Source organism: Vibrio sp. NC2 (genome assembly GCF_025195005.1).
GTDB classification, from domain to species: Bacteria; Pseudomonadota; Gammaproteobacteria; order Enterobacterales; family Vibrionaceae; genus Vibrio; species Vibrio splendidus.
In genome coordinates this window covers 470,796-492,786 of record NZ_JANVFC010000001.1, presented here as the reverse complement: position 1 = coordinate 492,786, position 21,991 = coordinate 470,796, and the positions used below count along the sequence as shown (strand labels likewise).

Annotated in this window: 22 protein-coding genes and 1 pseudogene; 9 read left to right on the top strand and 14 right to left on the bottom strand. The window is 44.1% G+C overall.

Annotated elements, in window-relative coordinates; translation table 11 throughout:
• The first annotated feature begins 264 nt into the window (after window positions 1-264).
• The gene (metA, locus tag NX845_RS02275; protein WP_004734938.1) at window positions 265-1,206 is read left to right on the top strand and encodes a homoserine O-succinyltransferase; all 942 of its coding nucleotides are present in this window, start codon (window positions 265-267) and stop codon (window positions 1,204-1,206) included.
• A 169-nt stretch (window positions 1,207-1,375) separates the two neighbouring features.
• Window positions 1,376-2,143 (top strand): type IV pilus biogenesis/stability protein PilW, encoded by a 768-nt coding sequence (gene pilW / locus NX845_RS02270; protein WP_260256481.1) that lies wholly within the window; start codon window positions 1,376-1,378, stop codon window positions 2,141-2,143.
• A gap of 107 nt (window positions 2,144-2,250) precedes the next feature.
• On the opposite strand, the gene rlmF is transcribed toward pilW, so the two are convergent.
• The gene (rlmF, locus tag NX845_RS02265) at window positions 2,251-3,588 is read right to left on the bottom strand and encodes a 23S rRNA (adenine(1618)-N(6))-methyltransferase RlmF (protein WP_260256480.1); all 1,338 of its coding nucleotides are present in this window, start codon (window positions 3,586-3,588) and stop codon (window positions 2,251-2,253) included.
• A 4-nt stretch (window positions 3,589-3,592) separates the two neighbouring features.
• Entirely contained in the window at window positions 3,593-4,090 is a 498-nt protein-coding gene (locus NX845_RS02260) for a YgjP-like metallopeptidase domain-containing protein (RefSeq protein WP_004734935.1), read from the bottom strand.
• Window positions 4,091-4,243: 153 nt separating this feature from the next.
• Between NX845_RS02260 and NX845_RS02255 the strand changes: the two genes are divergently transcribed.
• Window positions 4,244-4,480 (top strand): glutaredoxin family protein, encoded by a 237-nt coding sequence (locus tag NX845_RS02255; protein ID WP_004734934.1) that lies wholly within the window; start codon window positions 4,244-4,246, stop codon window positions 4,478-4,480.
• Between the two features lie 89 nt (window positions 4,481-4,569).
• Here NX845_RS02255 and NX845_RS02250 read toward each other — a convergent pair whose 3' ends face one another.
• The gene (locus tag NX845_RS02250; protein ID WP_208774211.1) at window positions 4,570-5,442 is read right to left on the bottom strand and encodes a LysR family transcriptional regulator; all 873 of its coding nucleotides are present in this window, start codon (window positions 5,440-5,442) and stop codon (window positions 4,570-4,572) included.
• Between the two features lie 110 nt (window positions 5,443-5,552).
• Here NX845_RS02250 and NX845_RS02245 point away from each other — a divergent pair, with 110 nt between their 5' ends.
• On the top strand, window positions 5,553-6,752 hold the full coding sequence (locus NX845_RS02245) for an MFS transporter (RefSeq protein WP_102449907.1): 1,200 nt from the start codon (window positions 5,553-5,555) through the stop codon (window positions 6,750-6,752).
• A gap of 85 nt (window positions 6,753-6,837) precedes the next feature.
• Window positions 6,838-7,404: a DUF1415 domain-containing protein gene (locus tag NX845_RS02240; protein ID WP_260256479.1), complete on the top strand. Its 567-nt coding sequence runs from the start codon at window positions 6,838-6,840 to the stop codon at window positions 7,402-7,404.
• A gap of 28 nt (window positions 7,405-7,432) precedes the next feature.
• Here NX845_RS02240 and NX845_RS02235 read toward each other — a convergent pair whose 3' ends face one another.
• The gene (locus NX845_RS02235) at window positions 7,433-8,503 is read right to left on the bottom strand and encodes a sensor domain-containing diguanylate cyclase (protein WP_260256478.1); all 1,071 of its coding nucleotides are present in this window, start codon (window positions 8,501-8,503) and stop codon (window positions 7,433-7,435) included.
• A 213-nt stretch (window positions 8,504-8,716) separates the two neighbouring features.
• Here NX845_RS02235 and NX845_RS02230 point away from each other — a divergent pair, with 213 nt between their 5' ends.
• Window positions 8,717-9,292 carry a nucleoside triphosphate pyrophosphohydrolase family protein gene (locus tag NX845_RS02230; RefSeq protein WP_017059167.1) on the top strand — a complete coding sequence of 192 codons (576 nt, stop codon included), beginning with the start codon at window positions 8,717-8,719 and terminating at the stop codon, window positions 9,290-9,292.
• Between the two features lie 223 nt (window positions 9,293-9,515).
• On the opposite strand, the gene NX845_RS02225 is transcribed toward NX845_RS02230, so the two are convergent.
• The 5 genes from NX845_RS02225 to gntH all read right to left on the bottom strand — a co-directional run bounded on the left by NX845_RS02225 (window position 9,516) and on the right by gntH (window position 13,644).
• Window positions 9,516-10,004, bottom strand: coding sequence for a GNAT family N-acetyltransferase (locus tag NX845_RS02225; protein ID WP_260256477.1), 489 nt, complete (start codon window positions 10,002-10,004; stop codon window positions 9,516-9,518).
• A gap of 310 nt (window positions 10,005-10,314) precedes the next feature.
• Window positions 10,315-10,494, bottom strand: a complete 180-nt coding sequence (locus tag NX845_RS02220) for a hypothetical protein (protein WP_260256476.1) — start codon at window positions 10,492-10,494, stop codon at window positions 10,315-10,317.
• A 170-nt stretch (window positions 10,495-10,664) separates the two neighbouring features.
• Window positions 10,665-11,192 carry a hypothetical protein gene (locus NX845_RS02215; protein WP_108207439.1) on the bottom strand — a complete coding sequence of 176 codons (528 nt, stop codon included), beginning with the start codon at window positions 11,190-11,192 and terminating at the stop codon, window positions 10,665-10,667.
• A 185-nt stretch (window positions 11,193-11,377) separates the two neighbouring features.
• Complete coding sequence (locus NX845_RS02210) at window positions 11,378-11,893, bottom strand: hypothetical protein (protein ID WP_017068282.1); 516 nt, start codon at window positions 11,891-11,893, stop codon at window positions 11,378-11,380.
• A gap of 125 nt (window positions 11,894-12,018) precedes the next feature.
• Window positions 12,019-13,644, bottom strand: a complete 1,626-nt coding sequence (gene gntH / locus NX845_RS02205; protein ID WP_017068281.1) for a guanitoxin biosynthesis MBL fold metallo-hydrolase GntH — start codon at window positions 13,642-13,644, stop codon at window positions 12,019-12,021.
• Window positions 13,645-13,837: 193 nt separating this feature from the next.
• Between gntH and NX845_RS02200 the strand changes: the two genes are divergently transcribed.
• The 3 genes from NX845_RS02200 to NX845_RS02190 all read left to right on the top strand — a co-directional run bounded on the left by NX845_RS02200 (window position 13,838) and on the right by NX845_RS02190 (window position 15,770).
• Entirely contained in the window at window positions 13,838-14,677 is an 840-nt protein-coding gene (locus NX845_RS02200; protein ID WP_017078016.1) for a LysR family transcriptional regulator, read from the top strand.
• A gap of 98 nt (window positions 14,678-14,775) precedes the next feature.
• A complete protein-coding gene (locus NX845_RS02195) occupies window positions 14,776-15,477 on the top strand; it encodes a hypothetical protein (protein ID WP_260256475.1) in 702 nt (233 codons plus the stop codon).
• Window positions 15,478-15,536: 59 nt separating this feature from the next.
• Entirely contained in the window at window positions 15,537-15,770 is a 234-nt protein-coding gene (locus NX845_RS02190; protein WP_108177317.1) for a hypothetical protein, read from the top strand.
• A 94-nt stretch (window positions 15,771-15,864) separates the two neighbouring features.
• On the opposite strand, the pseudogene cydX reads toward NX845_RS02190, so the two are convergent.
• The 5 genes and pseudogenes from cydX to NX845_RS02165 form a co-directional block, all read right to left on the bottom strand.
• Window positions 15,865-15,945: pseudogene (cydX, locus tag NX845_RS02185) on the bottom strand (cytochrome bd-I oxidase subunit CydX); the annotation flags it as partial.
• Between the two features lie 10 nt (window positions 15,946-15,955).
• Complete coding sequence (gene cydB / locus NX845_RS02180; RefSeq protein ID WP_260256474.1) at window positions 15,956-17,092, bottom strand: cytochrome d ubiquinol oxidase subunit II; 1,137 nt, start codon at window positions 17,090-17,092, stop codon at window positions 15,956-15,958.
• Window positions 17,093-17,104: 12 nt separating this feature from the next.
• Window positions 17,105-18,691: a cytochrome ubiquinol oxidase subunit I gene (locus tag NX845_RS02175; RefSeq protein WP_260256473.1), complete on the bottom strand. Its 1,587-nt coding sequence runs from the start codon at window positions 18,689-18,691 to the stop codon at window positions 17,105-17,107.
• Window positions 18,692-18,833: 142 nt separating this feature from the next.
• Entirely contained in the window at window positions 18,834-20,264 is a 1,431-nt protein-coding gene (locus tag NX845_RS02170; protein WP_260256472.1) for a PLP-dependent aminotransferase family protein, read from the bottom strand.
• A 225-nt stretch (window positions 20,265-20,489) separates the two neighbouring features.
• Complete coding sequence (locus NX845_RS02165) at window positions 20,490-21,944, bottom strand: lytic polysaccharide monooxygenase (protein ID WP_260256540.1); 1,455 nt, start codon at window positions 21,942-21,944, stop codon at window positions 20,490-20,492.
• Window positions 21,945-21,991 lie beyond the last annotated feature (47 nt).

Genomic DNA, 21,991 nt, shown 5'->3' with positions numbered 1-21,991 from the left:
TACAGGCTAATTCGAAAACATGAGTTTATCGTAAATGCTAACCACTTGCTCTGATAACTGCCTAGTTCTACATAACAGAACCAAGCACTTATGCCTTACTCGGGTAGTCGTTAAACATTATAAGACTCCCTCGACGTCGGAAGGTGGCTTCTGATAGAAAACACAAATAATTTACATCTATCCATTTTGGATATCGACAAGCGTATCAAACTACTATAGATTTAGATGTATAGACGTCTACATATCTAGCTTAGGGAGAAAGCTTTGCCTATTCGCATTCCAGACCAATTGCCAGCATCTGATGTTCTTCGTGAAGAAAACATCTTCGTGATGCCGTTATCAAGAGCATCGACACAGGAAATTCGTCCACTTCGAGTCTTGATCCTCAACCTGATGCCGAAGAAGATTGAAACTGAAACTCAATTCTTACGCCTACTATCGAACAGTCCATTGCAAGTGGATGTAGAGCTGCTGCGCATTGATGACCGACCAAGCAAAAACACACCGACTGAACACCTTGATAACTTCTACCGCCAATTTGAAATGGTCAAAGGGAGAAACTTTGATGGATTGATCATTACTGGTGCACCGCTTGGCTTGGTTCAATTTGAAGATGTGATCTACTGGGACCACCTAAAAACCATCATGGAATGGGCAAACAAGCACGTGACCTCAACCTTGTATGTGTGTTGGGCCGCTCAGGCTGGTTTGAAATTACTGTATGATTTGCCAAAGCGCACTCGCAAAGAGAAGCTTTCTGGTGTTTATAATCACGAGATTCATCACCCTTACCACCCGCTTCTGCGTGGTTTTGACGATACCTTTTTAGCACCGCACTCTCGCTACGCAGATTTCTCTCAGGAATACTTAGCCGAGCATACCGACCTTGATGTTCTTGCGACTTCTGATGTGGCTGGCGTATATCTGGCGGCGACCAAAGATAAGCGAAACGTGTTTGTAACGGGTCACCCTGAATACGATGCGCATACATTACACGGTGAGTACGTTCGTGATTTAGGCGAAGGCATGGAACCCGTGATTCCAATCAACTACTACCCGAACAACAATCCAGATAATAAGCCTGTCGCAAGCTGGCGTAGTCATGGGCACTTGTTATTCTCAAACTGGTTGAACTACTGCGTTTACCAACAAACGCCTTACGATTTGGATCACTTCAGCGAAGACAACTTTACCAAAGACGATTAAGTTGTTTCTTCCGATTCACAAACACATAAAGCCGTGTTCAATAGGTTGTTGATAAAACAACAAATTGAACGCGGTTTTTTTATGGTGTTTGAGTCGCATTCCATAATAGATTTACCACTTCAATGGGTTTGATTTCATATGATGGGTTGGTGTTCATAAGGAGCTTCACATGCCCGCCAAGTCGTTATTATCTAAACCTATTTCATTATCCCGCCCCTTTTCGTTATCGAGTCTGATACTACTCGCCTCTCTTTCGTTGGTCGGTTGCGTTTCTGTCACTGAAGGCCCGCCAAAGATTGAAAGCGACCCTATTGCGATGTCTGAATCTCGTATTGAATTAGGTTTGGGTTATATGGGGCAAGGGAATATGGTGAGAGCACGTGAGAACCTAGAACTCGCCATCAAACACGCACCTAGCTACTATCGAGCTCGCCTTTCCATTGCGCACTATTACGAACAAGTTGGGGAAGTTGACGAAGCAAGAGACGCCTATAAGAAAGCGCTGAGGTTAGACGCAAGAAACGGCAACGTATTGAACAACTACGGTACATTCTTGTGTAAACAGGGCGAATACGAGCAAGCCGATAAATACTTTAACCGTGCCATCGACCAACCCTATTATTATCTCGTCTCTGCCAGTTATGAAAATGCGGCATTCTGCGCGTTTAAAGCCGGAGAGGTCGAGCAAGCAAAATACTACTTCTCTCGTGCGATTGACCACGACCCAAATCGAGCTAGATCCGTACTACAGCTTTCTAAAATTCAAGTCAGTGAGGCCGAATACAACGATGCTAGGCTCCGCTTATTCAAATTCCACCAACGTTATGGCTATCAAATTCCATCGCTTCAAATCTTGGTCGAACTCGAAAAGAAAGCGGGTAACCGAGCACTTCAACAGAAATACCAAAGTAAATTAGACGAACTGCTCTCCGTTTAAGGCTAACTGAGCTTAGAGTCGTTGCGATAAATATAAAAACGGGCTTGTTGCGTTAACAACAAGCCCGTTCGTAATTTCAGCTTAATATCTTAACTAAGTACAGTCTGTTATTTAAGCGCAATCCACTCTTGTCTTTGTTCGTCGTCCATAAAGGTCCATGCGATAAAGCGACTCACCTTCTGGCCTTGTGACATCTCAACCACTTTTACTTGTTTAGCTCTCAGCTTGCCAAGCTCTGAACGAACCATATCAACGTTGTCTTTCTTAGAGATCAATGTCGTAAACCACAATACTTGAGTAGCAAAAAGCTGGCTCTCTCTCGCCATCTTCATAATGAAAGCCGCTTCACCACCCGGACACCAAAGTTCAGACTTTTGGCCACCAAAGTTTAAGGTTGGTTTATCTTGCTTAGTTGGTTTATCTAACTTAACTGGCTTCTTATTCGTTTCAGGCTTGAATGACTGACCGGCTTTCTTAGCACGGTTTGCTGCTAGGTTATCCAGTTTACGTTGTGATCCCTTTTCCGCCTCTTCTAGAGAGCTATGGAATGGAGGGTTACAAATTGTGACATCGTAACGTTCATTATCCTTAATCACGCCCTTAAAGATAGATTCTGAGTCGGCTTGCAGGCGAGCTCGAATCTTACCTTTTAGATTAGGGTTACTTTCCGCAATGAAGTTCGCTGTTTTGATGGAGACTGAATCGACATCAGTACCTGTCCAGCGCCACTTATACTCTGTCGCACCAATGATTGGATAAATACAGTTTGCACCAACACCGATATCTAATGCTTTCACAGAAGCATGATTGTAAGGCTCACCTTGGCCATCGCTATTAAGGATGTCTGCCACTCTATGAATGTAGTCTGCACGGCCAGGAATTGGCGGGCACAAGTAGCCAGCAGGAATATCCCAATGCTTAACGCCATAGTGATGCGCCAGTAAAGCCTTGTTAAGTAGCTTAACGGCTAATGGTTCAGAGAAATTAATGGTGTCTTCGCCAACCGGGTTCTTGATCAGATGTTCTTTTAGCTCAGGCAAAGCTGCAACCAATAACACGAAGTCATAGCGACCTGTATGTTGGTTTCTTGGGTGCAATCCACCTTGAGGCTTTTCAGTCGAGCGTCTTTTCTGGGCTGCGTTTTTGTTAAAAGCCGTTTTATTGAAAGAACCCTTATTCGATGATCCTCTATTCGCACCCGGTTTACCTTTGCTATCTTTTGCAAAAGGTCGCTTTGCTTTGTTGTCAGCACCTTTGGGAGCACTGTTTTTGCGGTCTGATGTGTTCTTTGTAGAAATACGCTTGTCGCTGCTTGGCTTGCCTGCATTTGGCTTAATATCACCGTGCTTACGGTTACCTTGATCAGCTTGGTTGTCTTTTGTTTTTGTTGATGAGGTACTGTTTTTCGACAGGCTTAGCGTAGTTCTATTTTGTGATTGGCTCATTGGGCTACTTCTTTAAGTCTAAATACATCATGAATAAACGGGCATCTAACTCAAGTTGATGATATTCCGGCTCCATGTGACAGCATAGTTGGTAAAAGGCTTTGTCGTGTTCTTTCTCTTTGATGTGCGCCAGTTCATGCACCACCAGCATTCTCAGCAAAGGTTCTGGTGCATTTTTAAAAACACTGGCGATACGAATCTCGTTCTTCGATTTGATCTTTCCACCGTGATTCTTCGCGACGTAAGAGTGCAGACCTAATGCGTTATTAATTAGGTGTATCTTACCGTCATAAATCACTTTACTGATCGGTGGCGTTTTTTTCATGTAGCGATTTTTAATCTCAATCGCATAGTCAAACAGGGCTTTCTCGCTTTTGATTTCATGATTCTTTGGGTAGCGAGCTTCAAACCACGGCACCAATTTACCTGATTCAACAAGTTGAGTTACCGGGTCGAGAATGTGCTTCGGGTAGCCTTGAATATAGCGTAAAGAAGGATGCATGCTGAAAGACCGTACAAGTTACACCACGACAATATGTTGTGGTCTTGAAAATTGAGCCGCATAGTGTAACTGATCACACTTTTCTAATCACCTAGGATTCGTTACACTTTAGCGAGATTCACCAAGAGCTACACTCAAAAAGAGATTGTAAAAATGAAACGTGTTGTATTGTACGTCGCAGACAAATGCCCGCACTGTAAAGATGCACAACGCTATTTGGATTCGAAGAAAATTGAATATCGCCTAACGAATGCAAAAATGCAGCGTGGCCGTAAAGAATTACAGGCGATGGGTGCTCGCTCTATCCCTGTGCTGAAAATCGGTGACCAAGTGATGGTCGGCTGGAATCAGAAAAACTTCGATAAGATGTATAACTCAAAGAACACCTAACGTGCTCTGAGCCAGTCATACTTCTATACAACAAAGCCCGAATATCCAATCTAGGATACTCGGGCTTTGTTTATTTAAATCTTACTCAATCACACATACCGCTTAACGAAATCAATAAAGGTTCTGTCGGCTTTCGACAGATACCCTTCCTTTCTCCAGGCCAAAGATAGATTCAGTTTTACAGGGTCTTTAAATGGCACGCCTATCACGTCTTTCTCATATTCCGTCACTAAGCTCAACAGCGCGGTGATCGCAAACTCTCGTTTAACGATAGAAAGAATCATCGGGAGCAAGTTGGTTTCAAACGCAATGGTCATATCAAGATCGTACTTCTTACAGGTCGCATCAATAAAATCGCGGTGGAAATAGCCCGATTTGAACATGATCAGCTCTTGAGCAAAGAATTCTTCAAAGGTCATCGAAGGCTGTTGTGCTAACGGATGCTCCTTACCGACAACGGCGACCATCTCAGAACTTAACAGATGATCCGTTTCCAAATCATCAGGCACGTTCTCATGATTAATTACACCAATATCGAGTTCGCCGTTTAACAGCATTTCACGAATCGATGCGGTGCCAGCATCGATCAGCGTCAACTTTAGATTTGGGTATTGGCTTTTAAATGCCATCACGACTTGTGGGAAAAAATAACTGCCCATCATGCTTGGAGCGCCTAATCGAACCTCGCCTTTTTCTAGTCCCTTTAGTTCATTCATCGCGAGCTGAGTATCATCAAATTGCTGGGCGATTCGCTTTGCATGCTCAAAAAGTACCTTTCCCTCTTCCGTTAAGGTGACGGATTTATCTCCACGACGGAATAAAATCAACTCAAGAGTCTGTTCTAGTTTTTTAATGGAGATACTCAATGCAGGCTGTGCAATATGCAGCGCTTTGGCTGCTTGGGTAAAGTTACCGAACTGCGCAACAGCCAGAAAATGTCGAAGTGGTTTTGATTCAAGCATGGCGATATATTTAATATATAGAGGTGATATTTTTAATATATTTCTTTAATCGCATCTGTACTGATAACTTGTTCACAAATAGCTTACTAACTTGCGCAGGCACAACGTCAATGTTTGATAAAGGCAGTCCTCAATACAAACGTATCACCCAATCATTGGCGATTGGTTCGTTTATCATTTTCTGTAACCTTTACCTCTTTCAGCCTATCTTGCCGCACATGGCGGAGCACTTCCAAGTATCTGAAACTCAGATCAACTGGCTGTTTGCCGCGACAACGCTAGGGCTTTCCATCAGTTTGGTGCCTTGGGCAATCGCTTCTGAAACCTTTGGTCGAAAACCTATTATCCTATTCAGTTTGTTCGCTATTCCTTTGATTGGATTGAGCATGGTGTTCACGACTACCCTGCTACAACTCGTTATTGCAAGAGCTTTCATGGGAATCGCTGTCGCAGCTTTTGCTGGCGTAGCGGTTGCCTATATGGTCGAAGAGTTATCACCCAAAGCATTCGCAGTCGCGATAGGCGGCTATATTGCGGCTAACTCATTAGGTGGCATTTTCGGGCGTGTCCTTGGAGGTTTAATCACGGATTACTTTGACTGGCATGCCACTGTGTTGTTTTTCGTTGTCGGCTCTTTGCTTGGCGCACTCTATATTGCTTATAGCCTGCCTGACCAACAAAACTTCAAACCTCAAAAAGGGTTGTTCTTTCATCATAACCGCTCGGTTGTGATGCACTTAAGAAACCGTACACTTTGGCTCGCGATGTTGATTGGTGGCGCTAACTTCGCGCTATTCGTTAACCTGTATTCAGTAATGGGCTTTAGGCTAGTATCTGCGCCTCACTCGGTACCCGTTGGTTTAGCTTCACTGATATTCCTATGTTACTTGGCCGGTACGGTAAGCTCTAAGCTCTCCAACAAATGGACACTTCGCTTTGACCCGTTAAACGGTATATTGATGGGCGTGTGTATTAGCTTAATCGGAATGCTAATTTCTGCCGTCGATAAAGTCCCGTTCATGCTAGCAGGCTTGCTATTGATTAGCGGCGGCGCGTTCTTCGCCCATACCCTTGCCTACTCTTGGGTAAGTCAAAAAGCGCCGAGTGCTAAGGCAACGGCAACTGCACTTTACTTAGTTCACTACTACATTGGCGGGAGCTTAGGTGGTTTCTTACTCTTGTATTGCTGGCAACTGTTCGGTTGGAATGGCGTGATTGCGGGCGGTTCAATCTTCTATGTTGCGATATTTGCTTGGGTCTACCAATTAAAACAACTTCAAGTATCGGCCTCTAAACTCGCACAAGCATAAATACGACTGAGGTTGTAACTCAATTATTGCTTTTGATTGACGTCCGTTCTGATATCCTACGCAAAATTTCATTTCGGAACCTGTTATGTCGAACACTCAAAGTACAGATCTTCAAGCCATCCACGACCAAGTAAAACAGTGGTTAGACGATGTCGTTATTGGCCTAAACCTGTGTCCATTCGCAGCCAAGCCACAACGTAATAAACAGATTAAGATCTTTGTGAGTGAAGCAAAAACGGAAGAAGCGTTATTGGAAGATATCATGACGCATTTTGTAGAGTTAGATAACACGCCAGTCGCGGAATTAGAGACGACGTTGGTGGTTGTACCTAACATGCTGCAAGACTTCTTCGACTACAACATGTTCATTGATTGGATTGAAGCGTTGATCAAGCAAGAAGATTGGGAAGGCGTTTACCAAGTAGCAACCTTCCACCCCGACTATTGCTTTGGTGGTGCAGATCCAGAAGACGATGAAAACCTAACTAACCGTTCTCCGTATCCGGTTTACCATTTGATTCGTGAAGCGAGTATGGAAAAAGTGTTGAAGCACTACCCTAACCCTGAAGCGATTCCTGATACCAACATCGCGAGAGTTGAATCCTTAACACCGGAAGAACGTCGTCAACTGTTCCCTTACCTGTTCAGTTAATCGTTCAGTTAATCGCTAACAAGATGGCTCATATTCCTGAGCGTTCTTGATGATATGGACGAGAAATAAACTGATCTCGTCCATTTTGTTTAGCAATGTACAGGCATTCATCGGCAACTTTGATTAACGAGTCTAACGCCGACATTCTTTCTCCTTTGGTATCTCCAGTACTCAATTCAAAATGACACGCACCGATTGATATAGTGACTGGCTTTCTATCCAGCGTGATTTTCTTCATCTCTTGCAAAAGAGTCATGAACTTATCTTCAACACAACTTGGTGTTTTATTTGGATACCAAAGAATGAACTCTTCACCACCAAAACGCGCCACAAACTCACCTTCTTGAGTGTTATTGCTCAGCACGTTCGCCACTTTCTTTAAGACAACATCACCCATTTGGTGGCCATAAGTGTCATTGACCTGTTTAAAGAAATCGATGTCGACAACGGCCAAGGTTCCCTTTCCTAAAGATCCTTTTAACTGCTCCACTTCTGCGTTCAACGTTTTGAACAAGCAACGTCTATTCGGCAAGTGTGTTAGAGGATCGTACAGAGCTTGGTACTCTAACTTCTCATTCAGCTCTTTGAGTTTTCGTTCTTGCTGTCTTCTAACCAGTTCCACTTCGATCCATGAGGCCATTAACCTCATAACGTCGATATCGAACTCTTTGAATTCACGATGATAAGGAGCCGGGCTTGAAAAGTTTAAGGTGCCATAAAGCTCATCATTAACGAAAATCGGGATGCCAATATAAGACTCTAAACCAAAAGACTGGTAAGCAGGATGCGTCGCATACTTATCGTGTTTGCCACAATGCTCTATGCAGATAGGACCAATCGATTTACAGGTAATTTCGCAATAGGTTGAACGATAATCGAAGATATCGCCACTATTGAGCTCAACCCCTTCAGGTGTGACAGAGTGTTCAACTAAGTAAGTATTACCCTCGACTTTAGATAAAATACCGATATCAAGGTTGAAGCGTTCAAGCCCCATGATAAGCAGCTGAGCGATCTGAATATCGAAGCCCTTCCGGTAATCATTGGTGATTTGATACAAGCGACGTATAACAATTTCGCTTTCACTGGCTTGGTTCATAAATGAGGTCCCACTGCAGCCGAAGTTAATGGCAACATTAATATTTGGTATATTAAGAAGAGTAAAGTGTAAAAAAACATAATAATCAATTGGTTTGTATGCAAAATACCTCATTGGTCCAATGAATAAAAGTCGACTTCTTCGACTTTGCGTTAGCACCCTATTCCTAGCTTTGGTAAAATAATCCATTAACGAAACAGAATGGATAGGAAAATGAACCTTTCTCAACTAAGCCAAGAAATCTACGATCACCTTTACCGCGACATTGAAGAGTTCCGCAGTACTTTTGATCTGCCTGTTGCTGCTCCTGAAACAATGGACGAAAAAGGCGATACGCTACACACCTCTCTAGCGATCGAAGAACTAACAGAACTTGCAGAAGCTGACTCAAAAATCGAACAAGCGGACGCTATTGTAGACAGCGTTTACGTTTTGATGGGACGCTTGGTTCACCTTGGTCAAGCTAAGGTTGAAGACAACCTAGCAATCAGCTACCTGATCGACCTACTGTTGAATGTTTCTAAAAACCGCTCAATTGACTTCTTACCTTGCTGGGACGAAGTACACTCAAGCAACATGAGCAAAGTATGTCGCAACGAAACTGAATACGCAGAAACTGAAGCTTTCTATGCTGAGCAAAACATCAAGCTGATGGCGGTTCAAAAAGGCGAATACATCATCGCTAAGTGTGCGGAAGATTTCGTATCGGAAGGCAAGACAGTTCGCCAAGGTAAAGTACTAAAATCTGTACACTACCGCCCTGCGAACCTTGAGCCACTAACGGCTTAACTAAGTTTACGACTGAACTGAGGTTAAGACTGGTTGTCTAAACCGGCCAGCGCACCAAAATAGTAAACGCCACGTTTAAATAACGTGGCGTTTTATTATCTGTCAGTTAATTCTAACTGTGTTAATCGTAGCTGTGTGCTTATTGTACCCGAGTGTCAGTTGTAGCTTTGTGTTAAATACAGCTGTGTGTTAATTGTAGCCGAGTGTTAATTGCAGCTAAATGCTATACCAGTCGCGCCATATGATAAGCCGCTACATATTCGCCGTTTCTAAAGGCAAATCCTGCTGACTCCCCTTCAATCACGAAGCCAAATTTCTTATACAGGCTGATCGCTCTTTCGTTATCGGTATAGACCGTTAGCTCAAGTCGTTTGATGTTAATCCAGTTATCACACAAGTCGATCGCGGTCGCGAGCAGCTGACTACCCACACCTTTGCCTAACACATCGTCTTTAACACCCATACCAAATGAAGCAACATGTCGTCTTCTTGGGTTCACACACACTTCCATTCCCAAGTTGCCAACAATCTCATCGTCGATCATCGCGACATACGAGTACACGTTGTCAGGCATATTAGAGATTCGTTTTTGCCAGCTTTCCAGAGATGGATTTGGGAGTTGCAGCGTACTGGTATAAGCATTAGTGCATTCGTAAACTTCTTTGATTCCCTTTGCATCTGACGGTTCAGACCGTCTCACTATAATACTCATCGCAACTCCTAATATTTCTTCGCTAAATATGAAACACATCCTTAATGTGCACCTAGACACACTATCAAATAGTAAATAATTAACAATAGGTTAGATGAAATTGTTTTTATTGGGGCTGATGTGGGGAATGTATATAGATGATCTGAAGAAGTACATTTGAGGAATCAAGGTTAGTTAAACTGGAGGTAATTCGATATGGGCACCTCGGGTGTGCCCACGCCGCCAAATCTATGGAGTTAGTTAGCTTTGGTTCGTCATGATCTAACTAATTCTGTTCTGGTTAATCATGAACGAGTTCATCCTGATCTAGTTAATCACGCTCACATTGAACTTGCATGACTTTAAGGTCTGTTGCATTTAGCTTCTCAGCTAGCGCTGCGCCTTCTTCATTACATTGCTCAAGAGTCGTAAATTGGGTGTTAACTTCCATTTCTGCTGTGCTGTCAGCGCCACCCATCATTAGGCTTAGAACCAGTGTGAGTTCGTACATAAAACAATCCTCTTTCGAGCTTTCAAAGCATCCATTCGAATAAGATAAAGTGACTAGAATCCGCCCTAATTCACTTGTTTCGTTTGAGATAATTCTAGTCATTCACTCGATTCGAGTCTTACCATTTTATGCCAAGAGGTAACAAAGTAAGTACGCTTATCTTATTGGGCTTAATTGATACTGAGTAAACGACCTCGTTCGATGTCTTGCTCAAGCACCTCTGGAGTCAAGTCGCCATGTCCATGGTGATCGTGATTATGGTTATGGTTATGGTTATGGTTATGCCCATGATCGTGGCCGTGTGAATGACTTTGATGTTCATTTGATCTTTGAGCTAACTTATCTGAATCCAAATAAGTGTCAGTCAAATCAGCACAATAATCTTGAGTCCATAAGCGACGAGCGTCGTCATCACTCATGATTTGCTCAGCTTTAGGGCCCAACTTATCCATGTAGTACATCCCCAGCTCCTCACCTTCTACATTGGCGTGGTTGATAAGGTTCATAAACGCAGGCTCTTGATTCTCATCTGATAGATGCCCATTTTTGTAACACACGGTTAGACCAATAATGTCGTCGCCAAGCTTCTCTAATTCAGGGTTAAAATGATTGTGACTGTGGTTATGTTCGGCAGCGGCGACAAGCATTGGAGTAAGTAAAACACATGCGATAGCCAGTAGCTTAATGGTATTTTTCATGGGATAGACCTTATGTATTTTCGAATACAAATTTGATTAGTTGGCTGACTTAGCTTCTTGTGAGATGAGCTAAGTTAAGGGGAACTTCAAGACCATTTCAGCCTGAGTACCCCTCTGTCTCACTACAAATAATCAATATGATTGGATAACGAGGCTCGATATAATGAGCGTTCTGTATACAAAAATCACTTATCAACCACGATTCTTGCTGGTGCGATGGTGTAAGTCATTGGCTTCACCTCCCATTCACCTTTTGCTTCCAATGCAACCGCTAGTGCTTGCGCCTCTTCACATACCTTCGCTGGTTTTCCGTCAGCCCAATATGATGGACCCGAGGTGTAGCCGCACATCACTGAAAACGTGTGTTGCCCATTCTTTGTGGTGTATTCCGTCATAATGACACCACCTTCTCCATGCGTTATTTTTAGCGAGCCTTCATCGGCTACATGCATTGCATCGGAAGGATTCGGTTTGACATACGTTGTGTAGGTCCCGCCATCTGACATGGATTGGTTGTCATACATGGTGTAGCCTTCTTTTTCTGAAGGTAAGGTCAGTTCGTAGTTAGGATCAATATCCGCTAAACGTTCTGAGTTATTCGTCGCACCAGGTTGATAGTTGTGAGCATTGGATTGTCCGTTAGCGAAAACAGACGCTGACACTAAAGATAGAATGACGACCGCTAAAATTGATTTTTTCATAATGAACTCCAGATATTCTAAGCAAAGAAGTTGTAAGCAATAGTTTTATGATTGAGTAAGAGAATGGGTTTGTTTACCTAACTTTTTAGGATGTGAGGGCAATATCAGCCCTCACTACAAATACCCTATTTGTTGTCGGTTCCTGCTCCTTCACCAGGCTCAGTTGGACGACTTACCGACTTGCGCTCAAGATTGTGGTGAGCACGCACTCTATCCATGTATTCTTGCTTGGTGTTCATACCTTGCTTCATTGCTTCTGGTACTTGTTCAGCTGGGATCACGATGTCACGGTCGACTGGCCACTCTGTTAACAGCTCTGGGTGGTAGCCTTCTGGGTAGTACAGCTTTGGATCCAACTCTAAATCACGAATCTCTTGTTCTTGTATGTCTTCACGGCTGTTTTTCGGCAGCGGGATTCTAAAGTCAGACCCATCTGCCATATCAAATTGTGGCGCTCTCGCATTCGGGAAATCAGGTAAAATACCTTCACGAACCCACGCATTATCTTTGGTCATGTTCACGACAATGCCATCTGGCGCACCGAAGTGGTAAGGCCCTTGCCAATGGTGGCGAACCTCTGCAACAGTTTCCTCATTGAGATATGGGTCGAATGTCATGTGCGTTGTCATGAACAAGCGCGGTTGTACTTCATTCGCCACATAACCAGCCGCGTACGCTGGTGTATGGTGAGTATCAACGGTGTAACGTGCTAAGAATGGCGGCACACCTTGAATAATCGAAGACACGCCAAACGTTTCGGTTTGCAGTTCAGTAATGAACAAGTCTGCACCTTTTGCGTATTTCAAATCCAACTCTGTTGGGCGACCATCTCCTGTCCAAACAAACGAAAGCACTCGACCGTCATCTTGAGTCCAATTTAAGCGATAGCCAGACGCGCCATCTTTTGCATGGCTGCGTCGCCAGTGAATGACTTCGACATTGTCTTGGTCATAGATAACGCCTCCGTCATCGCGGAAATCAAACTCGTGTACCACAATGTCGTTGCCTGATGGGAACACATCAAATGCATCGGTGTGCCAGTTCAACATTTGCTGCATGCCTTCAATCATATGACGAGTGCCATATTCTGGAGTCGCACCACTCGGACCATAAATGTTAAGCGGCTTTTCCCAGCGACCATTCCAACCACCAAATTGATACAGGTAAGGTAACGAGCCGTAATGGTCTACGTGTAAGTGAGTAATGAAGATATGGTCGAGTTCATTCATCGCGACACCCGCCGCTACGTAGTTCGCAATTGATCCTTCACCTAAATCAAAGACAAAGTTCGAGCCGTTACCCAATTCGACGTATATCGAGGTGTTTGCCTGCCCCGGGCGAATCATTGGTGATGTCCCCATGAACGTGACACGCATTTCATCCGGTTGAACTTCTTCAGTGCGTGGGAACCAGTTGGCGCCAGACACCATGTGATCGCCATAAGGTGCAATGCCCTCAAACATCAGGCCTTCTTTCCAACCTGAATTGGTTTCTTTGCGATAGTCACCATTGTTTACACCGCCCATTAACACAGAAAGCACTTCTTCTTCTGAAGAGTACAAGTTCCCCTTAGGTTGAGTGCTCAGATACTCTTCAAGGGTTTCACCCTCGTGATATTCAAATTTCTCGAGTTTTTGAATATCAGAGTTAGTCTGCTTGGTGTTGTATTGCATCATTGGGTCAGCAGCAAAAGCGGTTGTCGTGATGATCATTGCTGTAGAGATGATTGATAATTTTGCGAAAGTTCTCATAGTTTCACCTATCGGTCTGAGTATTTAGTAAATGAATGAAGTTCCTTCCTCACTCCGATGCAAACAAGTTTATTAATAAACAGAACCTTGATATATAGTGTAAACTTTACTTAAAACCTCCATTTCATTTATGAGTTAATAACGACTCCACCATGATTTGGATGAGTGGCAATAAGAATAGAGGGAACTGAATTTGGACCTTAATCTACTGACTACATTTTTGGCCGTTTACAAACACAGCTCTATCACCGTGGCATCAGAGCAGCTCGATATTTCTCAGCCCGCGGTAAGCGCGGCTATTAAGAGACTCGAAGGTGTCGTGGGCAAAGCTTTATTTGTGAGAGAAGGACGAGGTATCGCGCCCACTGGAGCAGCGGTATCACTCGCTAATAAGATAGAAGACCCATTGAACATCATTGGAACGGTTGAACAGCAAAAGAATGACCTTAAAGTCTATTGCACAGAGAGCTTGCTTCATTTCGTTAGCCAGGTTGAAGGCGTAAGCTTTACGGAAGCGCCGCTCGAAGAGGAAGAACTGTTTGATGCGCTTACTGCACAAAAAGTGGATATCGTCATTGATGTACTTTCGAGTAAGAAACACTCATTGATTGAAGAAACCATCGTCGATGAGGAGCCCGTGTGTCTGACTCGAATCAACCACCCTCGAATTGGTGAGACACTAAGTAAAGAAGAGTATTTCCAAGAGGAGCATATTGCGCTCAAGATCAAACGCGCCAACATGAACACGGTCGAGTTTTTATCAGAGAGCGATATCGAGCCGAGAAAAGTCAGAATTGAAACCAGCTCAATTTCAAGCATGCTGATTTTGGCAAGCACGACAGATTACATCGCCGCTTCTACTCGTTCTTTTGCAGAAATGCTCGCACCAGCGCTTGGCTTACGCGTTCACCCTATCCCTATCAAATTAAAACCGCTCACGTTTCGAATGCTCTATCACCGCCGTTATGCTAACGACGAGCAACACATCAAAACCCGTGAAGCAATCAAGTCAGCATTAAGAAAACATAAATGAAACTGAGGTTTTAACTAAAGTTAACCCTATTAATATAAATTCAGTTTAATCACATACTCTCCAGCAAGTTAATTCAATAGAACGACACTGGAGAATCCATGAAAAAGCTTAACCTTATTGCTCTACCACTTACGTTACTCAGCAGCGCAGCGTTTGCGACTTCGACTCAAGTTTACATAGAACAAAACGTTGCCTCTAATGCTGCTGATAATGGTGTCTACACCACAGAAGCTGGCGCATTAATCGATACCTCAGAAAATGGACAAGTCTATATAGGTTTTGATGACCAGGGTTGGCTAGCCGCGGGTTACGGCCACGACTTTCACATCAGCGAGTCTTTCACGTTCAACCTATACGGTGAACTCGGTAAATGGGATAACGGTGAAGAGTTATTAATCGAAGGTATTATTGATTATCAAGTGAACGACAACTTCAATGTATTCAGTGGATTGGGATATAACCAGTCAGGGCAAGTACCTGAAAAACTAAGCGACACCACGATCAACACCAATAAGTTCATCGCCGGTGCGGGGTATTCTCTCGCAGGTTGGGATTTAGCTTACCAATACACTCACGAGAACCGTGACGGATCCAATGTTGGCGCCGATCTCATTGACCAAGACGATTACCGCACTAACGAACACGAAGTCGTCCTATCAAAGAGCATTGACGACTGGACACCCTACGTGAAATACACCTACTTCAATACCAACGAGGGTGACTTACAAATTGGCTGTGGTCCAATGATACCAATCGACAACGACAGCATCATCACACTTGGTTTGTCTTACGACTTCTAAATATCTCAGATTCAATTCTCATAGGCAGATGGATTTGCCCACCTTTCGAGGGCACTACTATGAAAATTACGTCTCAACGTAACAAAGTCATTAATATCGCTGCAGCGATCAGTATCGTTTTGTTTTCTGCGATTCCCACCTACGCAAGTGCTGATCACTTAGATTTCCATTATCTAGAACCGAGTTATCTAGAAACCGGCTATCTAGACTCCTCCTCCGTCGAATTCATGACACCAGATTTTGGTCAGGGGTATCTTAACGATGAGATTAAAGAAAACCTTACTCTGGAATAATTCTTCAACACATTACAAAGCGTAAAAGACCAGAAACTCACGCTTTTGGTTTTTTCTTGTCGCTCTTGGTCAAACGTTCAACACTCCGTTTCACACTCACTTCTAGGTTGATAACGTTCAATATTGCGAATGCAGAGGCTAAAAATAAGCCTAATATCCAAACAAAATACCACATGAAAAACTCCTTAATACAGTGAATGGCCATTACGTTCGACATACTCGCTATCAAGTCGCCCAAACATGGTTCGATAACTGAACGCGGTATAACACAGAATGATTGGCACCATCACAAACGCCACGCCAGTCATGATGTTCAAGGTCAGTTCACTCGATGTCGAATCCCACAGCGTTAGGCTATTACTCGGGTTAACGCTAGACGGGATAATGAACGGGAACATTGAGAAACCAGCCGTTAAGATGATGCAAGCGTTAGTCAGGCTTGAACTAATAAAAGCTATTACATCCCATTTCAACCTTGCGCCAATCAAAGCCAGTAATGGAATGGTCACGCTGCCGATTGGTGCAAACCACATCCAAGGGTACGTAACGAAGTTGGTTAACCAAGCGCCTGCTTGTGTAACGACTTCTTTGTTCAAAGGATTCGAAGCCGAGCTATGATCCATCGCACTGACTATCAGATACCCGTCAATATGGTTTATCGCCATACAGCCAATCACCATAAGGAAAGCGACAAATACAGCACTCGCCTGCGTCACCGTTCTTGCCTTTTTGTACACTGCGTCTGTGGTTTTCATCATCAACCACGCACTGCCTTGTAACAGCGCCATCAATAACCCAACCAGACCACACAAAAGCGCAAATGGGTTAATCAAATCGATAAACGAACCATGGTACTCAACCATCAAGAAGCTATTGAGCGTAAAAGGTAAGCCTTGCATCAAATTGCCAAACGCCACACCAAACAAGATAGGAGGAAAGAATCCAGAAAACGAGATTGCCAAGTCACATACTTGTCGCCACAGATCGCTGTCGATCTTTGCTCGATACTCAAGCGCCAAAGGACGTAACCACAATGAAATAAGCACCAAATACATCGCCACATAAAGGCTTGAAAACGATGTCGCATAAACCAAAGGCCAAGCCGCAAACAACGCGCCACCTGCGGTAATTAACCAAACTTGGTTGCCGTCCCAATGAGGTGCGATGGAGTTGATCATGACTCGTCTTTCAGCGTTCGTTTTACCAATAAACGGTAACAACGCCCCCACTCCCATATCAAAACCATCGGTGATCATAAAACCAATCAGCAGTACACCAATCAGAACCCACCAAATTAAACGCAATGTGTCATATTCGAACATGAGTCAGTCACCTTATTGTTGAACTTGTTGTGCCAATTTGGCTTCAAGTGAAGTTGTATTTTGTTCATAGTGATAGCGACCCGTTTTTAAACTGCTTGGGCCTTTTTTAGCCACGGTAATCATCAAGTAACTTTCAACAATGATAAATACGGTATATAGGCTGATAATGAGAGCAAGAGACGTAAGCAGGTTTTCAACGGTTTGAGAAGACGCCGCGACCGTCACAGAAAGGATTTCACCCACAGCCCAAGGCTGACGACCGTATTCCGCAACAAACCAGCCAGCTTCAATCGCAATCCAAGGTAATGGAATCGACCATAGCGCCGCTTTCAGTAGCCAAGGCTTTTGCGTAATATTTTTACGGTAGGTTTGCAGGAAGGCCGCACCAAAGACAAACAACATAATGAAGCCACAACCCACCATGATTCTGAATGACCAGAACAAAGGCCAGACAGTTGGAATGGAATCATCTGCCGCTTGTTGGATTTGCTGTTCAGTCGCATCGGTTACGGTATCGGTGTAACGCTTAAGTAATAAGCCATAGCCGAGATCGTGCTTGGTTTGATCGAATGCTTGTTCTGTCTCATAGGAGGTATCGCCAGCTCGTAAACGTTCTAGCAATTCATAAGCGATGATTCCGTTGCGAATCCGGACGAGGTGTTGGTCGCGCAAATCGTGAAGGCCAGTTACTTGCTCATCCAAAGATCGCGTTGCAATAATTCCCATCACATAAGGGATTTTTACCGCGAAGTCGGTTTTGCCTTCTTCTTGGTTTGGTAATCCAAACAAGGTAAACGCCGCAGGTGCCGGTTCTGTGTGCCATTCCGCTTCAATTGCTGCGAGTTTCACTTTTTGAACGTCACCCAGTTCATAGCCCGACTCATCACCTAATACGATCACCGAGATAATAGAAGCAATACCGAACGAAGCTGCGACAGCAAACGAACGTTTTGCAAAAGCAATGTCTCGCCCTTTCAACAAGTAGTAAGAGCTCACACCAAGGATAAACATCGAGCCACAGGTATACGCTGAGGCCACGGTATGCAGGAATTTAACTTGTGCGACAGGGTTGAGCACCACTTCGGCAAAGCTGGTCATTTCCATACGCATAGTTTGGTAATTGAACTCTGATCCAATTGGGTTTTGCATCCAACCATTGGCAACCAAAATCCATAGTGCAGAAAAGCTCGAACCCAGAGCCACCAGCCAAGTCACCACAAGGTGTTGGCGTTTCGATAGCCTTTCCCAACCGAAGAAGAACAATCCAACAAAGGTGGATTCTAGGAAGAACGCGACAAGCGCTTCGATGGCTAAAGGTGCACCGAAAATATCGCCGACATAGTGAGAATAGTAAGACCAGTTAGTGCCGAACTGGAATTCCATTGTTAAACCGGTCGTGACACCCAACGCAAAGTTAATGCCGAACAGTTTGCCCCAGAATCGGGTCATGTCTTGATAAATTTGTTTACCGGTAAGTACATAGATCGACTCCATGATCGCCAGTAAGCACGACATACCGATAGTCAGAGGGACGAAAAGAAAGTGGAACATAGCGGTTAGCGCAAACTGTAAACGCGACAATTCAACTACATCAAACATTTAAGCTCCAAACATCATAATGATGGCTTTCATATTAAGAATTGGAGCGTATTTCAGCACAGTTCTCACGAACCAAACTAGAACAGATTGATTGTTAAAAAACAGAACAGATTAAATTATTTGACGAACTATCGGTGAGAGCTTAACTGCATCTGATAGCTTGTGATTCCATTGTATGAATCAAGCCACCTAATGTTTGAATGGCTTCTGCTATTTTGTCATCACAAGCGTACGAACAGTTGAGACGAATGTGATGGGAGAACTTCTTGTCACTGCTGAATATGATTCCCGGTGCGACAGAGATGTTTTGTTCAAGGGCTAGTTCATACAACTTCTCAACACAAACAGAGTGAGGCAGTTCTATCCAAATGAAGTAGCCACCTTGGCTTTTATGCAGCATCGCACTTGAAGGTAAGCTAGATTCTAACAATGCAATATGTGCCTTCTTCCTTTCATTCAAAAGCTTGCGAAGTTTTTTAAGATGGTTGTCATAACTATAAAACGTCAGGTAGTGAGACAAGCCAAGTTGAATAGGAATACTGCTTGAGAGTGTCGATAAGTGTTGTAATCGTTGAATCTTTAGCGCATGTTTCCTTGCAACTACCCAACCGATTCGAAAGCCGGGCGACAATGATTTGGAAAACGAACCACAAAGCATGATCTGTTCGCCAGTGTCATAGGCTTTAGCAGGCAATGAGCTTTGATTACCGACGTGCAGTTCTCGATACACATCGTCTTCGATCATCGGGATCTTATATTGATTCACCAACTCGGCCAATCGCTGCTTGTTGCCATCACTCATCCAATAGCCTACTGGGTTTTGCGACTCTGTCATGAACCAACATGCTTTGATGTCCATTGAAGCGAACACCGACTCCAACACATCCAAATCAATCCCTGTTGTCGGGTCTGTTGGAATCTCTACGGCAGTGAGGTTTAGCCTTTCAATAGTCTGTAACACACCGTAAAACGCAGGGTACTCTATCGCGACCAAGTCACCCGGCTCGGTACAGGATTGTAGGCATAAGTTAAGTGCCTCCATCGCCCCAGAAGTAATCACAATATCGTCTGGCAGTACGTTCAAACCTTGAACTTGATAACGTTGGGCAATTTGCCTGCGAAGTGTTTCACTGCCTGGAGGTAAATTGGTGAGCATACTGTTGTCAGGCATTTGACGACTGGCATTAGCTAAACTGCGTGACAATGCTTGATGCGGAAACAAAGCAGGGTCTGGGAATGCCGAGCTAAGTGGAATGATGCTAGGGTCTTTGGCACGTTGGAGCACATCGTAAAGCAAATCACTGATTTTAACGGGATACGGCTTGATGGCTTTTTGTTGTGCGAGTTCTGAGGTGAACACATTTCTACGCGGTAACACGAAATAGCCGGACTTGGGCTTTGAGCGCACATAGCCTTGATCCTCAAGCTGCTGATAGGCTTGTAGTACCGTCTCGATACTGAGTTTATAGCGCTTACACGCATCTCTAATTGATGGGATCTTCTCACCACTCAACCAGATGTTTTGCTCTATCTGATTCTTAATTGTATTGGCGAGTATCTGTGATTTTTTCATCAAAAAGTTCTTTCTTATCCAGTGCGCTTAAGCTTCCCGAACTCCCGATATTCAAAGCATTCGAGGTGAACTGAGCATTCGAGGTAAACCAAAGCCCTACCCTAAACGCAATTCTCTTCACGGTCGACTTGTTTATCTCTCCCATAAGAAAAGACACCACACTCGTAAAAAAAGTGTGGTGCCTTGGTTATTACTTTAAAGCTAACTAACTAACGTTAATTGAGATTAGTTGGCTGGACGCCACACGCCCCACTGATCATTTTCGTAGGTCGCTTTAGGGTTTGTACCACCTTGAACCCACCATTGTGCTTTCCATGACTGGTTTGAGTACGTTACTACTTCACCGCCTAGGTAAGTTGCTGATGAGTCCCACGTGCCTGGGTCCGGAGTCGGATCTGGATCCGGCGTTGGATCTGGGTCTGGTGTTACGCCACCGTCATCGGCAATCACTTCAAAAGTGAAGGTTTCAACACTGTCGCTTTCAATCGAGCTAGCCATAAACGATAAAGTTTCGTTTGCAGTGATGCCAGTGGTATCAACTACGATAGAAGCCGTGCCGTTATTTTGAATGCTTACTGAAGAGCCTTGTGTCTGAGTCAATGTCGCCGCTTCGCTTGTTGCAATCACAACTTTGTCGCCAGCATTCACTACGTTGTCACTCTTCACTAGCTCGTAGATGTCGCCTTTCAATGGTTCAACACCACCGTCGCCACCATCAATCAGCGTTAACTGACCAGAAGCACGGCTATCTTTTGAGTTGAAGAAGTTGCGTGAAGAATCATTTTGGAAGTACATGTAGTGCTGCATTTCAGCGTGCCAGTCACCAATGAAGATCGCGCCATCCTTAAACTCTTCGTGCCAGCCGTTAATTTCTGAAGCCAACAAACGAGCCCAATCGTTAACGTTTGAAGCGTCGATGACGATGTCGAAGCTGCGCGCTACTTCACCGTACTTGTTGATGATGTCGTACTTAACGGTGTCGCCAACTTGTGGAGTACCAAATTGGTCAGAAACAAATAGGTCACCACGCACGAGATCAGGTTCAGGACCCGGCTCTGGTGGAGGGGTTGTACCACCTGCGATAGTGATGTCAGAACAGTTATAGAAGCCTTCACCCGCGGCATCGTCACGTTGCCAACGTACGTATAAGATTGCGTCGCCAGAGCGGTCTGAAGGAATCGTCACGTTGATACGGTATTTGCCACTGCTTACAGGAACATTCCCTACTTCTTGGATAAGATCTAAGTCCCCCCACGCTAGGCCTTTGCTCAGATCGGCGTTTGGTTTCGTTAGGTAGAACTCCCAGAATGACGGGTTGTGTGGTGCAGTCGCGTTGAATACATATTCAAACGTACCAGTGCTTAGCTCAGTGCGAGTCCAGCCAGTATGAGGTGCACCCATACCACGTTTTTGCGAATCATTGGCATAACACAAAGTGCCGTCAGGAATCGCCGCTTTTACAGCATTGATGTTGTTGAAATCTTGGATATTTTTCGCGTACTCGTTACGTTGAACGAACGGGTATGAACCAGAAATATCTTTCGCTTGAGCACATGCAGCATTTGGTGGTGTACCCGACCAAACCCCGCCTTGCTCGTAACACGTGTTCTGACGTGCACTTGGAAATTCAGACCAGCCATGAGCATTTGCCACTGACGGCACACTCGATAGCATAGCCATACCTACTGCCATTTTTAGAATATTATTATTTATTGTTGTCACTTTCC